This is a genomic window from Saccharopolyspora sp. NPDC000995 (genome assembly GCF_053599315.1).
In genome coordinates this window covers 95,188-107,895 of sequence record NZ_JBSFLZ010000009.1, presented here as the reverse complement: position 1 = coordinate 107,895, position 12,708 = coordinate 95,188, and the positions used below count along the sequence as shown (strand labels likewise).

The 12,708-nt window shown below is 69.6% G+C and carries 12 protein-coding genes; 1 reads left to right on the top strand and 11 read right to left on the bottom strand.

Annotated elements, in window-relative coordinates:
• The 6 genes from tnpA to ACWDKQ_RS05650 form a co-directional block, all read right to left on the bottom strand.
• On the bottom strand, nucleotides 1-262 hold a 262-nt coding region (tnpA, locus tag ACWDKQ_RS05675; RefSeq protein WP_450137573.1), incomplete at its 3' end, for an IS200/IS605 family transposase.
• A gap of 124 nt (nucleotides 263-386) precedes the next feature.
• Nucleotides 387-1,103, bottom strand: coding sequence for a M50 family metallopeptidase (locus tag ACWDKQ_RS05670; protein WP_450137572.1), 717 nt, complete (start codon nucleotides 1,101-1,103; stop codon nucleotides 387-389).
• Nucleotides 1,104-1,133: 30 nt separating this feature from the next.
• Entirely contained in the window at nucleotides 1,134-2,111 is a 978-nt protein-coding gene (locus ACWDKQ_RS05665; protein WP_450137571.1) for a LacI family DNA-binding transcriptional regulator, read from the bottom strand.
• Between the two features lie 122 nt (nucleotides 2,112-2,233).
• Nucleotides 2,234-3,535, bottom strand: a complete 1,302-nt coding sequence (locus ACWDKQ_RS05660) for a M20 family metallopeptidase (protein ID WP_450137570.1) — start codon at nucleotides 3,533-3,535, stop codon at nucleotides 2,234-2,236.
• 57 nt (nucleotides 3,536-3,592) lie between these two features.
• Entirely contained in the window at nucleotides 3,593-4,360 is a 768-nt protein-coding gene (locus ACWDKQ_RS05655) for an EI24 domain-containing protein (RefSeq protein WP_450137569.1), read from the bottom strand.
• An 80-nt stretch (nucleotides 4,361-4,440) separates the two neighbouring features.
• Nucleotides 4,441-4,659 carry a hypothetical protein gene (locus ACWDKQ_RS05650; protein ID WP_450137568.1) on the bottom strand — a complete coding sequence of 73 codons (219 nt, stop codon included), beginning with the start codon at nucleotides 4,657-4,659 and terminating at the stop codon, nucleotides 4,441-4,443.
• A gap of 85 nt (nucleotides 4,660-4,744) precedes the next feature.
• Between ACWDKQ_RS05650 and ACWDKQ_RS05645 the strand changes: the two genes are divergently transcribed.
• Complete coding sequence (locus ACWDKQ_RS05645; RefSeq protein ID WP_450137567.1) at nucleotides 4,745-5,158, top strand: hypothetical protein; 414 nt, start codon at nucleotides 4,745-4,747, stop codon at nucleotides 5,156-5,158.
• Nucleotides 5,159-5,312: 154 nt separating this feature from the next.
• On the opposite strand, the gene ACWDKQ_RS05640 is transcribed toward ACWDKQ_RS05645, so the two are convergent.
• The 5 genes from ACWDKQ_RS05640 to ACWDKQ_RS05620 all read right to left on the bottom strand — a co-directional run bounded on the left by ACWDKQ_RS05640 (nucleotide 5,313) and on the right by ACWDKQ_RS05620 (nucleotide 12,677).
• A complete protein-coding gene (locus tag ACWDKQ_RS05640) occupies nucleotides 5,313-6,578 on the bottom strand; it encodes a pyruvate dehydrogenase complex dihydrolipoamide acetyltransferase (RefSeq protein WP_450137566.1) in 1,266 nt (421 codons plus the stop codon).
• A gap of 25 nt (nucleotides 6,579-6,603) precedes the next feature.
• Nucleotides 6,604-7,599 (bottom strand): alpha-ketoacid dehydrogenase subunit beta, encoded by a 996-nt coding sequence (locus tag ACWDKQ_RS05635; protein WP_450137565.1) that lies wholly within the window; start codon nucleotides 7,597-7,599, stop codon nucleotides 6,604-6,606.
• A gap of 113 nt (nucleotides 7,600-7,712) precedes the next feature.
• The gene (pdhA, locus tag ACWDKQ_RS05630; protein WP_450137564.1) at nucleotides 7,713-8,813 is read right to left on the bottom strand and encodes a pyruvate dehydrogenase (acetyl-transferring) E1 component subunit alpha; all 1,101 of its coding nucleotides are present in this window, start codon (nucleotides 8,811-8,813) and stop codon (nucleotides 7,713-7,715) included.
• A gap of 240 nt (nucleotides 8,814-9,053) precedes the next feature.
• The gene (lpdA, locus tag ACWDKQ_RS05625) at nucleotides 9,054-10,526 is read right to left on the bottom strand and encodes a dihydrolipoyl dehydrogenase (RefSeq protein ID WP_450137563.1); all 1,473 of its coding nucleotides are present in this window, start codon (nucleotides 10,524-10,526) and stop codon (nucleotides 9,054-9,056) included.
• A gap of 339 nt (nucleotides 10,527-10,865) precedes the next feature.
• Nucleotides 10,866-12,677, bottom strand: a complete 1,812-nt coding sequence (locus ACWDKQ_RS05620) for a helix-turn-helix domain-containing protein (protein ID WP_450137562.1) — start codon at nucleotides 12,675-12,677, stop codon at nucleotides 10,866-10,868.
• Nucleotides 12,678-12,708 lie beyond the last annotated feature (31 nt).

Sequence of the window (12,708 nt, the reverse complement as noted above, 5' to 3'; positions counted from 1 at the left end):
GCGACGAACATCCCTTAATCGCTTTGACCAGCTTGTGCACCCCGTACTGCGGGTCGACTTCGACGAGAAGGTGAACGTGGTCCGGCATCGTTTCCAGCTCCACCAGCCACGCCCCCTTCTCCTCGACGACTTCCCGGATGAGCTGCTTCAAGCGTTCTTCCATCCGGCCACCGATGACCCGGCGCCGGTATTTCGGGCACCACACGACGTGGAACGCGCACTGAAAGGTGATGTTCGCGTTCGATCGCAGCGTGACGGCCATACCCAGCACTATACAGCGCCGAGCTATCTAACGTTGGCAGGATTACCGCTGGGCACGTCAGCATCGCACTTGACGTGCTAACCCCACGGATAAATCCGGGAGTCTGCGCACTACGTCTACCTGATCACACCTGAGGCATCAGCAGGAGCCAGCGCGCGCCGAAGACGAGGGCGGCCAGGCCGATGAGGACCCAGCAGGCCAGCCACAGCGCGGCGGGTAGCCCCGTGAGCCTCGCGAGCTGGTCGGCGTCGGAGTTCGGTGCGCGGCCGCCGGCGCGCTTGCGGCGCAGCTCGGCGATCGGACGCAGGCCGCCGAACAGCAGGAACCAGCTGAACAGCGCGCAGCACAGCGCCTGCCACGCCGGGGTCGCGAACCAGGACACGGCGAAGATCACGCCACCGGTGACCACGATCGACAGCACGCCGTAGGCGTTGCGGATCGCCAGCAGCATCGCTGCGAGCAGCGCGACGCACGCCCAGAGCATCACCTGGGCCAGGTCCACGGTGACCAGCCACGCGCCGCCGAGCCCCAGCAGCGACACCGCCGGATAACCCGCCACCAGGGTGAACACCATGCCCGGCCCGGTCGGCTTGCCGGTCGAGACGGTCAGCCCCGAAGTGTCGGAGTGCAGCCGGATGCCGTTGAGCTTGCGCCCGCTGAGCAGCGCGACACCCGCGTGGCCGCCCTCGTGGGCGATAGTCACGACGTTGCGCAGCAGCAGCCAGGTGTTCCGGCCGAGCACCAGCACCAGCGAGATCACGCCGGCGATCAGCGCGGCGACGTTGCCGGAATCCAGCAGCTGCGCGGTCCATTCCCGCACTAAATCGTCCACAATAGACATCCAGGGCTTCGGGGACAGGCCGCCGCCAGCCTAGCCGGAGGCGCGCACCACGAGTTCCGGGGCGATGGCGATCCGCCTGGGCACGGTCTCGTCCCCGGAGACGCGGGCGCCCAGCATCCGGACCGCTTCGGCCGCGATCTGCTCCTGCGGCTGCCGCACCGTCGTCAGAGCCGGCTGGGCCAGCTCGGCGTACGGGAGGTCGTCGAAGCCCGTGACCCGGACGTCCTCCGGCACTCGCACCCTGCGCCGCGCCAGTTCGTCCAGCACGCCCAGGGCGATCGTGTCGTTGCCACACACGATGCCCTCCGGCAGCAAGGCCCGTGTCAGCAGCTCCTTCCCGGCCTGCTGGCCCCATTGCTTGCCGACGTCGCCGAGCAGCACATCGCCGCCGTCGCCCGCAGCTCGCCGGTAACCGTCCAGCCGGGCTTGCGCGGACGAGTCCGCCGGCTTCGACCCGACGAACACCAGGCGCCGCGCGCCGCGGCCGAGCAGATGCCGCACGACCTGGCTCATCCCCGCCTCGTTGTCGACCCCGACCCAGCTGCCCGCGAAGCCGTCCACCCGCAGGCCGAGCTGGATGACGGGAACCCGCGCGGCGGCTGCGGCCAGCACTTCGCCGCTGCGCTCGCGGTGGCAGGGGATCACGATCAGCGCATCGACGCGGCGGTCCAGCAGCGCGCGGACCTGGCGCCGCTCGGTCTCCGGCTCGTGGTGCGAGTTGGCCAGCAACAGGCTGCGCTGCCCGTATTGCAGCTGCTTCTCCACCGACTCGACGAGCGTGGCGAACAACGGGTTGCCGATGCGGGGCACGACCATGCCCATGGTGTGCGTGGTGCGGCTGCGCAGGGACGCGGCGACGACGTTCGGCTCGTAGTCGAGCTCGCGGGCCGCCGCGAGCACCTTATCCCGGTTCTCCGCCCGCACGCCGCGCTGACCGGACATCGCGCGTGAGGCGGTCGCCACCGACACCCCGGCCCGCGCCGCCACGTCGTGGATCGTGACGCCCACGCCACCTCCTCCGTCTCCTGCCACCCGAGTGTAATCGTTTTCTAGTACATTTCCGACCTTTGGCGGACTTCTCGCGCCGAATGACGAGCCGAACCGGAAACCGATTACATCGCGGGCGGCTGTCAGTCGAAGTAGGTGGCGACGTCCAGGGCGCCGCCTACGGCCTGGAATTCGGCCCGGACCGCTTGGCGGAGGTCCGCGTCGACCAGGTAGTCCACTGTGGTCAGTGCCAGGCCGATGGCGCCGTCGAGGACCGCTCGGTCACCCGCCGGAGAGCCCGCCGCGGCGGCGAATTCCTCGGTGTGCAACGAGAGGTTCGGGTCGCCGAGGCCGATCATCGGGTGGATGGCCGGGAGCCGGTAGCTGAGGTTGCCGAGGTCCGTCGAGCCGGTGAGGTACTCCGGCACGACTCCGCACGGCAAGGACGTCCGACCCCGGCGGGCCTGGTGCTCGGCCCAGCGGGCCGCCAGCACGTCGTTGTGCCGAATGGGCAGGTAGGCGGGGTTGTTGTCCCAGCACAGCTCCACACCGCAGCCCGTCATCGAGGCCGCGCCGTGCGCGATCGCTTCGATCCGGGCGGCGAGGTCCCGCAACGACCCGGGCTCGGCGGAACGCACGTAGAACAGCGCCGCGGCGCGGGCGGGCACGACGTTGGGGCGCTTGCCTCCGTCGGTGATGATCCCGTGCACGCGGTCCGTTGACGGCATGTGCTGCCGCATCGCCGCAACGCCCTGGTAGGTCGCCACGACCGCGTCGAGCGCGTTGCGGCCCATGAACGGCTGTGCGGCGGCATGCGCGGCCACACCGTGGAAGATCACCTCGACCTGGCGCCGCCCCAGGAACGGGTGGACGGCGATGTCGTGCGAGAACGGGTGCAGCATCACGACCGCGTCGACATCGTCGAAAAGCCCAGCCCTGGCGAGGTGCTCCTTGCCTCCGCCGCCCTCCTCTGCAGGGGTGCCGAACAAGCTCACCCGGCCACCGGTGGCCGACACCACGGTGGCCGCGGCGAGGAACCCGCCGACCGCCGCCGAGCAGATGATGTTGTGCCCGCAGCCGTGCCCGATGCCCGGCAGCGCGTCGTACTCCGCCAGCACCGCGACGTGCGGGCCGTCGCCACCGCTCTCGGCGCGCAACGCCGTGTCCAGCCCGCCGACTCCCACCTCGACATCGTGCCCGTGGGACCGCAGCAGCTCGGCGGCCCGAGCCGCCGAGCGGTGCTCGGCGAACGCCTCCTCCGGGTGCGCGTGCAGATCCCGGCTCAACGCAACGAGGTCCTCGGCGTGACCGTCCACCCACCGCTGCACGTCGGCGCGCAGCGCCTCGTCGGCCCCGGCGAAATCGGAGTGGATCGGCTCGGCCACGGCCACCGCCCGCTCGGTGGCCGCGGAGACGGCACGCAGGTAGGAGTCATCGGGCTGCACTGGCTGTGTCGGCTGTGTCACAACACCGACTCTAGGCCGGACGAGTTACCCCACGGATCACCGCTGCGTAACGCCGTCCTGCCGGGGAACCGGCCCCAACACCCGGTGCGCGAGCAACGTGCCGCCGACCACGGCCGACGGGATCACCACGAGCTGCGCGACCGGGATCAGGCACAGCAGGTAGGTCGGCAGCCCGAACCCGAACACCACGGCCCGGTGCCGCCGCAGCGCCCTGCGCCGGTCGGCGAAGCGCAGGCCGCGCCGCTGGAACACCAGCCCGACCATCTCCAAGGTGACCAGCCACGACCCGAACAGAGCGCCCAGCACCAGAGCCGCGATCTGCCCGACCACCGGGATGAATCCGATGGCGAACAGCACGATCGCGCCGGCCAGCGCGACGCCCACCAGCTTCAGCGAGTCCCGCAGACCGCGGCCGAACTGGCGCGTGAAACCGGCGCCGTCGTCGGAGGTGTCCAACCCGAGCCGCTGCTCCGTCTGCTCGGCGATGTGCTCGTAGAACGGGCCACCGATGAGCAACGTGACTGCGATGAACGAAACCGACGCCAGCAGCCCGGCGGCGGCGACCACCGCCACGCCCACCAGGATGCGCACCGCCTGGCGGACGGCATCGACCCAGCCGTCGGCGAACGGCGTCATCCAGGTGACCAGGTCCGGGCTGAAGTAGATCAGCGATCCCATGCCGCCCAGCAGCAGCACGGCGCTGATCAGCGCCGGCAGCGCGCCGAGGAGCAGCAGCTTCGGGCTGCGCAGGAGGATGCCGAAACCGGTGCCAAGCGTGCGGACTCCGACGAAGAACGAACTCATCAGGATTGGTCTCCCGTGCGGTGGCGATCAACACCCACCGTATCGGCCGCAGCCTCACCACCGGGCGGGAAACCGGCGGATCAGCGCACCACCCGGTACCTGTTGCGCCGCGGATGCGGCACCGACCTGGGCGTCCGCCCGCCGGACGGCCCGCGGTTGCGGCGCTCCTCCTGGCGGTTCGCATGCAGTTCCAGCAGCAGCACGTCCGGGCTCTCCCCGGCGTGGCTGCGCCAGAGCATCCTCAGCAGCTCGTCCTCCGCGAGCACCCAGCGACGGCCGAACACGTCATCGTCACTCATCGCGACTCCAGCATCCCGGCAGCTTGATCACGCATGGTGCCTGTGCGATCTCTCCCGATTCACCATACCCCCGCGAGCGACCGGCGTGATCCGCCTCACGAGGCGCTCGACGTCGTTTGTGCACCTGGAGCCGCGCCGAACCGCTACGGCGCGGCGGGGCTCAAGTCCGCGCCGCAGCGCATCGCCGCGCATCACCGACCATGACGTGCTGCTTCCGCTGGGCGTGATCCCGGCCGCGCTGCTGAACAACCTGCCGGCTGCCAAGCGCGGCGCGCTGGTGCTGCTAGACGACTACGACCTGATCATGGCGCTGGGCTCGGCCACGGTCTCCAGCATCCCGTTCGCGCTAGACCGGCTGACCCGAGCTGGTCGACGCCCCGAGCTGAAGCCGATCCACAGTGGACGGTCGCCTTTGCTGGCCGCCTTCGTGTTCGCCGCGATACCGATATCCCCGGCTGCCGCGCAGGAACGCGCCGGGCGGTGGCTGGCCCACCCCTAGAAGGCCAGCCACCGCGACATCCGTCCGACGCGGTGGAACGGCGATCCGCTCCCGTTTTCCCAGATCTCTTCGCAGCCGCACACGATCGGTGCATGAAGAAGGCCCCCTCCGCGAGAGTCGAGGTCGTCGCGGAAGGGGCCCGAGTCGCCGATCGTCAGGCGATGATGCGGATCGGGTCCTCCAGGAGCCCGGTCAGCAGCTGCAGGAACGCCGCGCCGACCGCGCCGTCCACCGCCCGGTGGTCCGCCGACAGCGTCGCCCGCAGGATCTTGCGCGCCACGAACTCGCCGTCGCGCACCTGCACCTCGTCGCGGGCCGCGCCGACCGCCAAGATCGCCGCCTCCGGCGGGTTGATCACCGCGCTGAACTGCTCGATGCCGAACATGCCCAGGTTGGAGATCGAGAAGGTGCCGCCGGACATCTCGGCAAGCTTCAGCTTGCCCTCGCGGGCCCGCCCGGCCAGCTCCCGGCTCTCCGCGGCGATCTCCGAGACGCTCTTGCGGTCGGCGTCCTTGATCACCGGCACGACCAGGCCGTTGTCGATGGCCACCGCGACGCCGAGGTTGATGCGCTTGTGCTGCAGCATCTTGTCGCCGGCGAACGAGACGTTCACCGCCGGATTGGCACGCAAGGCCGTGGCCACCGCCTTGACGATCAGGTCGTTGACGCTGACCTTCGGGCCGCCCGCGGCCTGCAGGCGCTCGTTGAGGGTCGCCCGGAAGGCCATCAGGTCGGTGACGTCGATGGCGCTGGTCAGGTAGAAGTGCGGGGCCTGCTGCTTGCTCTCCGTGAGGCGCTTCGCGGTCACCTTCCGGATGTTGCTGAGCGGGATCTCCTCGACGTCCTCGCTGGAGACCGCCACCGGGGCAGCCGGAGCGGCGGCAGCCGGAACAGCAGCGGCCGGTGCGGTCGCTGCGGTCGCTGTGGCGGCCTCGATGTCGGCGCGGATGATCCGCCCGCCGGGCCCGGTGCCCTGCACCGTCGACAGGTCGACGCCCTTCTCCTTGGCGACCGCCTTGGCCAGCGGCGACGCCTTCGGCTTCGCACCCGGCTCGGCGGGCGCAGCCACGGCGGCAGGCTCGGGCGCCGGAGCAGCGGGCTCGGCCGGGGCCGGAGCCTCGGCGGCAGCCGGGGCCGGGGCGGCGACGGGCGCAGGGGCCGGGGCGGCTTCCGCCGCGGCGCCGGAGCCGTCGCCGAGGATCGCGATCGGGGTGCCGATCGGCACCGTCGCGCCCGCCTCGACGAGGATCTTCTCCAGCACCCCGTCGTCGTAGGCCTCCAGCTCCATGACGGCCTTGTCGGTCTCGATCTCGGCCATCACTTCGCCGCGGCTGACCTGGTCGCCGACGTTCTTGTGCCAGGTCGATATAACGCCCTCCTCCATCGTGTCGGAGAGCCTCGGCATCTGAATCTCAGTCATGGTCTTCCTCGGGTGAGCACAGGCCTCAGCGGCGACGGCCGACGGCGTCCAGCGTCTGGCGGACCGCAGTCGTAAGGGACTCTGCCGACGGCAGCGCGGCGCGCTCCAGCGGCTTGGCGTAGGGCAGCGGGACCTCGGCGGCCGCGACCCGGCGCACCGGGGCGTCCAGGTAATCGAACGCACCGTCCGAAATGGACGCGGCGATTTCCGCGCCGATGCCATAGGTCAGCCAGTCGTCCTCGGCGATCACGGCGCAGCCGGTCTTGCGCACCGACTGCACGACCGTCTCGCGGTCCAACGGCCGCAGGCTGCGCAGGTCGACGACCTCGGCGTTGATGCCATCTTCCGCCTGCAGCTTCTCCGCGACCTGCTGGGCGACCATCGCCATCCGCGAATAACCGATGATGGTGACGTCGGTGCCTTGCTTGGTCACCTTCGCCTTCCCGATCTCGGCGGGCTCTACGACGTCCGGGACCTCGCCTTTGGTGTTGTACAGCGCGAGGTTCTCCAGGAACAGCACCGGGTCGTTGTCCCGGATGGACGCGAGCAGCAGCGCCTTGGCGTCGGCCGGCGTGCTCGGTGCGACGACCTTCAGGCCCGGCACGAACGCGTAGTACAGCTCGATGTTCTGCGAGTGGGTGGCGCCCAGCTGCTGACCGCCGCCGCCCGGGGTGCGCAGCACCATCGGCACGCTGGTCTGGCCGCCGAACATGCCGTAGATCTTGGCCGCGTGGTTGACGATCTGGTCCAGTGCGATCAACGAGAAGTTGATCGTCATCAGTTCCACGACCGGCCGCAGGCCCAGCATGGCCGCGCCGATCGCGGCACCGACGAAGCCCTCTTCGGCAATCGGGGTGTCGCGCACCCGCTTCTCGCCGAATTCCTTCAGCAGCCCGGCGGTGATCTTGTAGGAGCCTTCGAAGACCCCGATTTCCTCGCCGATGAGGAAGACGTCCTCATCGCGCAGCATTTCGTCACGAAGCGTGTCGTGCAACGCTTGGCGATACGTGATGACGGCCAACGGTGTTTCTCCTGCACAAAAGCATTGGGGGGATCCCGTGGATCTCTCGAATTGGCGTCGCAGAGATCCACGGGCCTCAGTGGCGGGGTGTCGCTAGATCGCGGGCGGGTGCCTCAGAAGACCGGGTCGGCCGGCAGGCGCCGCGAGTCGTTGGCCACCGGGGTGGCGTAGGTGTAGTCGAACAGCGTCGAGGGGTCCGGGTGCGGGCTGTCGTCGGCGAACGCGACCGCCGCGTCGACCTCGGCCTGGGCCTTGCGCTCGATCTCCACGGCGGCGTCCTCGTCCAGGACGCCCGCCTCGATCAACTCGGCCCGGAAGTTCGCCACCGGGTCGGCCTGCTTGGCCTGCTCGACCGACTCCTCGCTGCGGTACTTCGCCGGGTCGACCACCGAGTGGCCCTTCAGCCGCTCGCTGACCGCCTCCAGCAGCGCCGGGCGACCGGTCTCGCGGGCCTGCTCGACCAGCCGGGTCGCCGCGTCGCGGACGGCCAGCACGTCGTTGCCGTCCACTCGCTCGCTGTGCATCCGGTAGGCCGCGGCACGCTTGTACAGCTCCGGCTCGGCGGAGGCCTTGTCGACCGTCGTGCCCATCCCGAGCTGGTTGTTGATCACCACGTACACCACCGGCAGGTTCCACAACGCGGCGATGTTCAGCGCCTCGTGGAAGGCGCCGATGTTGGTCGTGCCGTCGCCCATCTGACACATCACGACCTGGTCGCCGCCGCGGTAGTCGATGGCCAGCGCGGCACCGGTGGCCAGCGGGATCTGGCCGCCGACGATGCCGTAGCCGCCGAGCAGCCCGGCCTCCACGTCGAACATGTGCATCGATCCGCCCCAGCCCTTGGAAGTGCCGGTGGTACGGCCGTACAGTTCGGCCATCACGCGGCCGGGCTCGATGCCCTTGGCGATCGCGTAGCCGTGCTCGCGGTAGCCGGCGAACAGCAGGTCGCTCTTGCGCAGCGAACGCATCAGGCCGACGATGGTGGCTTCCTCACCGAGGTTGAGGTGGCAGTAGCCGCCGATCTTGGCCTGGGTGTAGCCCTGCGCCGCGCGCTCCTCGAAGCGGCGGATCAGGGTCATCTCGTAGAAGTAGTCCTTCAGGAGCTCCGGCGACTCACCGGCGAACCGTCCGACGCCGGAGCGGCGTACCGAGCCGCTGCGGCGCGACTTGGTGGCGCGCGTGGCCGGTTTGGTGCGGGTAACAGTCTGTGCCATCACAGATCCCCTCTTCGGTTGGCCGTTTCAGAAGCGGCGGCAGCCGCTTGCGGTGTGGGACTCAACTCGCACCGCCGCAGGTTCTCAGGCTGGTCCCACCCCGCTGGGATTCTCTGCGAGGACCTGCCTCGACGTGGTGAATTGGCATTCATGATGTCGGGGATCCCGGAGCGAGACGGCGTCCGAGGTTGCGCTTGTGGCACCGCTACGCAAACTTCTGAAACACTCATTGGTCTTCGCTCAGCGCTTCTTCGGCGGCGCGACGTGGATCGGCAGGCCCAGCGCGGCCATCGCCGCCTCCATGCCGATCTCGCCAAGGGTCGGGTGCGCGTGGATGGTCTCGGCGAGTTCGTCGAGGGTGGCTTCCAGCGCCATGGCCAGGGCCCCCTCGGTGATCAGGTCGCTGGCGGAGTGCCCGATGATGTGCACGCCCAGGACCTCGCCGTACTTCTTGCCGGCGACGATCTTCAGGAAGCCCTCGGTGTCGCCGTAGCTCTGCGCGCGACCGAGCGCGGCGAACGGGAACTTGGCGGCGACCACTTCGTGGCCGGCCTCGATCGCCTTGGCCTCGGTGAGCCCGACGCTGGCGATCTCCGGGTGGGTGAAAGTGGCGGCCGGGATGACGTTGTAGTCGATCGCGGCATGGTGCCCGGCGATCGTCTCGGCCGCGACCACGCCCTGGTGCGACGCGACGTGCGCGAGCAGCGCCTTGCCGGTGACGTCACCGATCGCGTAGACGTGCTCGACGTTGGTGCGCAGCTTGTCGTCGACGGTGATGAAGCCGCGCTCGTTGGTGGCGACGCCGGCCTTGTCCAGGTCCAGGCTGGCGGTGTTGGGCTTGCGGCCCACGCCGACCAGGACGACGTCGGCGTCGATCTGCGTGTCGGTCTGCTGCGTCTTGGCACTACCGACAGTCACTCGCAGGCCGTCGGCGGCCTGGTCGACGCGGGACACGGTCGCCTCGGTGAGGACCTTGATGCCGCGCTTGGTGAACGAGCGGCCCAGCGCCTTGCCGACCTCGACGTCCTCGGCGGGTACCAGGGTCTTCTGCATCTCGATGATGCTGACCTCGCTGCCGAGGGTGGCGAACAGCGTCGCCCACTCGGCGCCGACCGCACTGCCGCCGATGATCGCGATGCGCTTGGGCACATCGGTGAGGCCGAAGGCGCCGTCGGAGGTGATCACGCCGGGCAGGTCCGCGCCGGGCAGCGGCAGCTGCACGGGGACCGAGCCGGTGGCGATGATCACGTCGCGGGCCTTGACCTGTTCGATCGGCTGCGCGCCGGCCGGTTCGGCGGCGTAGCGGGGGCCGTCGGCACCCAGCGGCGACTCACCGGTGGCGTAGACGTCCACGGTGGTCGGGCCGGTGAACCGGGCGTGTCCGTTGATGACGGTGACACCGTTGCCCTTCAGCAGGCCCGCAACACCGTCGGTGAGGCCCTTGACGACGCTGCTCTTGCGGCGCGTGATCGTGTCGTAATCGATGGTGACGTTCTCGACGTTCACCCCGAAATCGGCCGCGTGCAGCACGGTTTCGTACACCTCGGCCGAGCGAAGCATCGCCTTGGTCGGGATGCAGCCCCAGTTCAAGCAGACCCCGCCGGGCCGCTCCTTTTCCACCACGCCGACCGCGAGGCCACGCTGCGCGGCCCGGATCGCGGCGACGTATCCACCGGGACCGCCGCCCACCACGAGAAGGTCGAACTCCTGCACTTCGCTGTGCTCCTTTGACTGCACGCGCCGGTTACGGAAAGCCCGGATCGAGTGGGCAATTCTTACCCTGAGTGTCGTGAGCACGACCACTTCTGCGCTATGCCCGCTCGCCCAGACTTCTTTCAACGCAGATGTGCAAACCGCACATTTCTGGGCGTGACGCACACAACATGTAACGAGAAAGTCACCCAGCGTGTTCTAGGCGGCCGCCACAGGGCCACAGGCACACCTAGGCACGAAACCGCAAGATGACGGTGCCGGTTCGACCCCGGCACCGCCCCGCGAAGCGTGAAACGATCAAGTTGTCCGAATGACGCCTTTGCACAGCCGCTCGGCTCCCTAGTCCCGCAGGCCGTCGCGGAGCCGCAGCGCGGACAGCGCCAGCGACAGGGAGACGTAGGCCGTTCGGCCGTAGAGGGATTGGCCGATCAGGGACGTGATGCGGTGCAGGCGGTTGAGGACCGTGTTGCGGTGGCAGTGGAGCCGGACCGCCGCGTTAGCCGTCGAGCAGTTCTCCTCCAGCCAGGCCGTCAGGGTTTCCAGGAGCATGTCGCGCTCCTTGACCGGCAGCTCCAGGATCGGGCCGAGCTGGGACTCCAGCAGCCGCTGCGCCAGGTCGGACGAGTGCACCAACAGCGCCTCCGGGAACCGCTCCTCCAAGGTCACCAGCTCCGCCGCCCCGTACGACGAGGTGCCGAGCGTGGTGAGGGCGAGCTGGTGGGCGACGCCCACCTCCGCGAGGCCGCGCACCGACGGCGACACCGCGACCCGGCCCCGCGCCAGCGGCCGCAGCGCGTCCAGCGCGAGGTCCTTCTTCCCCTGCTCCAGCGCAACCAGCCCAACCAGCGAATCGGCACGCACCTGCCACACCGAGCGGAAGTGCAAGGCAGTCAAGGTGTCCTGGTGCCCGCGCAGCGCGAAACTGCCGTCGTTGGACATCTCGGCGACGATCACCAGGTACAAGCCACCGGTGGGCAGGTCAAGCTCCTTCGCGGTGCGTTGCGCGAAGGCGGTGTCGCGCGCGCGGCCCGCGAGCAGGTCCTCCACCAGGGCGTGGCGCCGCTGGTCGTCCCGGCGCAGCCGGTCCAGCTCGGTGTTTCGGTACGACGTCGACAGCGTCGAGGACAACCCGTCGATCACGGTCCACACCGAGGTGGCCACGCTCAACATCGAGTCCGGGTCGGCGCCGTCCTGGTGCGCCTGATCGACCAGCGCCTCCCAGGCGATCCGGCCGCCCAGCCGGAACGTCCGCAGCATCACCTCCAGCGGCACGCCCTGCTCGGCGCGGCGGCGGCCGATGGCAGCGGCCACGTCGTCGCCATCGGGCCCGGGCACCTCGCCGCTGAGTATCTGCAGGATGCGTTCGAGGTACTGGCGACAGCCCTCCCAGAGGTCCTCCTTGGGAACCGGGCTGTAGTCGGTCCACTCCGGGTTGTCGGTGAAGATCGCGGCCATCAGCCGCTCGGTGAGGGCGGGCACGTCCGCGAGGCGAGCTCTGGCCAGCGCATGCGTGACTTCGGCGGCGGAGTCGGCAGGATCAGCTACCACGCCCAGGACGATACCGGCCTGACAACCCTCCCGAGCCCGGAAACTAGTCCGCTCACCGCTGGATGCGCAGCAGTCTTTCCTGCGCGACGGTCGCGACGTGGCGGCCGGAACGGTCGAAGACGTTGCCGCCTCCAAGCACCCGCCCGCCGCAACCGGGCAGTCCTGGTCGTAGAGGAGCCACTCGTCGGCGCGGAGGTCTTCGTGGAACCACATCGCGTGATCCAGGCTGGCCAGCTGCAGATCCTCGGCGTGGCGGTCGACGCCGTACAGCAGGAACACCGGCTCCAGCAGCGTCATGTCCGAGGCGTAGGCCAGCGCGCAGGCGTGCAACAGCGGGTCGTCCGGCAGTTTCTCCGGGGCGCGCATCCACACCAGGTGGCGGGAGTTGTCGCAGGGTTGCACCGGCGGCGGGTACGGGGGGTCGTCGACGTGGCAGAGTTCGATCGCGCGGGGCTTGCGCCACCAGTCCGGGATCGGCACGTCGGTGTCGGCGAACCGCTCGTGCAGCGGCAGCAGCTCCTCCGGCGCGGTGGCCGGCGAGAACTCAGCCTGGTGCCGCGGGCCGTCGCCGCCGCGCCGGAAGGAGACCAGCGCGCTGAACACCTCGACGCCGCTTGGCAGGCGATCACCCGCC

What these genes read in the sequence shown, in the direction of transcription:
- ACWDKQ_RS05670 (WP_450137572.1), bottom strand. Translation starts at nt 1,103, where the DNA reads ATGTCTATTGTGGACGATTTAGTGCGGGAATGGACCGCGCAGCTGCTG.
- ACWDKQ_RS05655 (WP_450137569.1), bottom strand. Translation starts at nt 4,360, where the DNA reads ATGAGTTCGTTCTTCGTCGGAGTCCGCACGCTTGGCACCGGTTTCGGC.
- ACWDKQ_RS05650 (WP_450137568.1), bottom strand. Translation starts at nt 4,659, where the DNA reads ATGAGTGACGATGACGTGTTCGGCCGTCGCTGGGTGCTCGCGGAGGAC.
- ACWDKQ_RS05640 (WP_450137566.1), bottom strand. Translation starts at nt 6,578, where the DNA reads ATGACTGAGATTCAGATGCCGAGGCTCTCCGACACGATGGAGGAGGGC.
- pdhA (WP_450137564.1), bottom strand. Translation starts at nt 8,813, where the DNA reads ATGGCACAGACTGTTACCCGCACCAAACCGGCCACGCGCGCCACCAAG.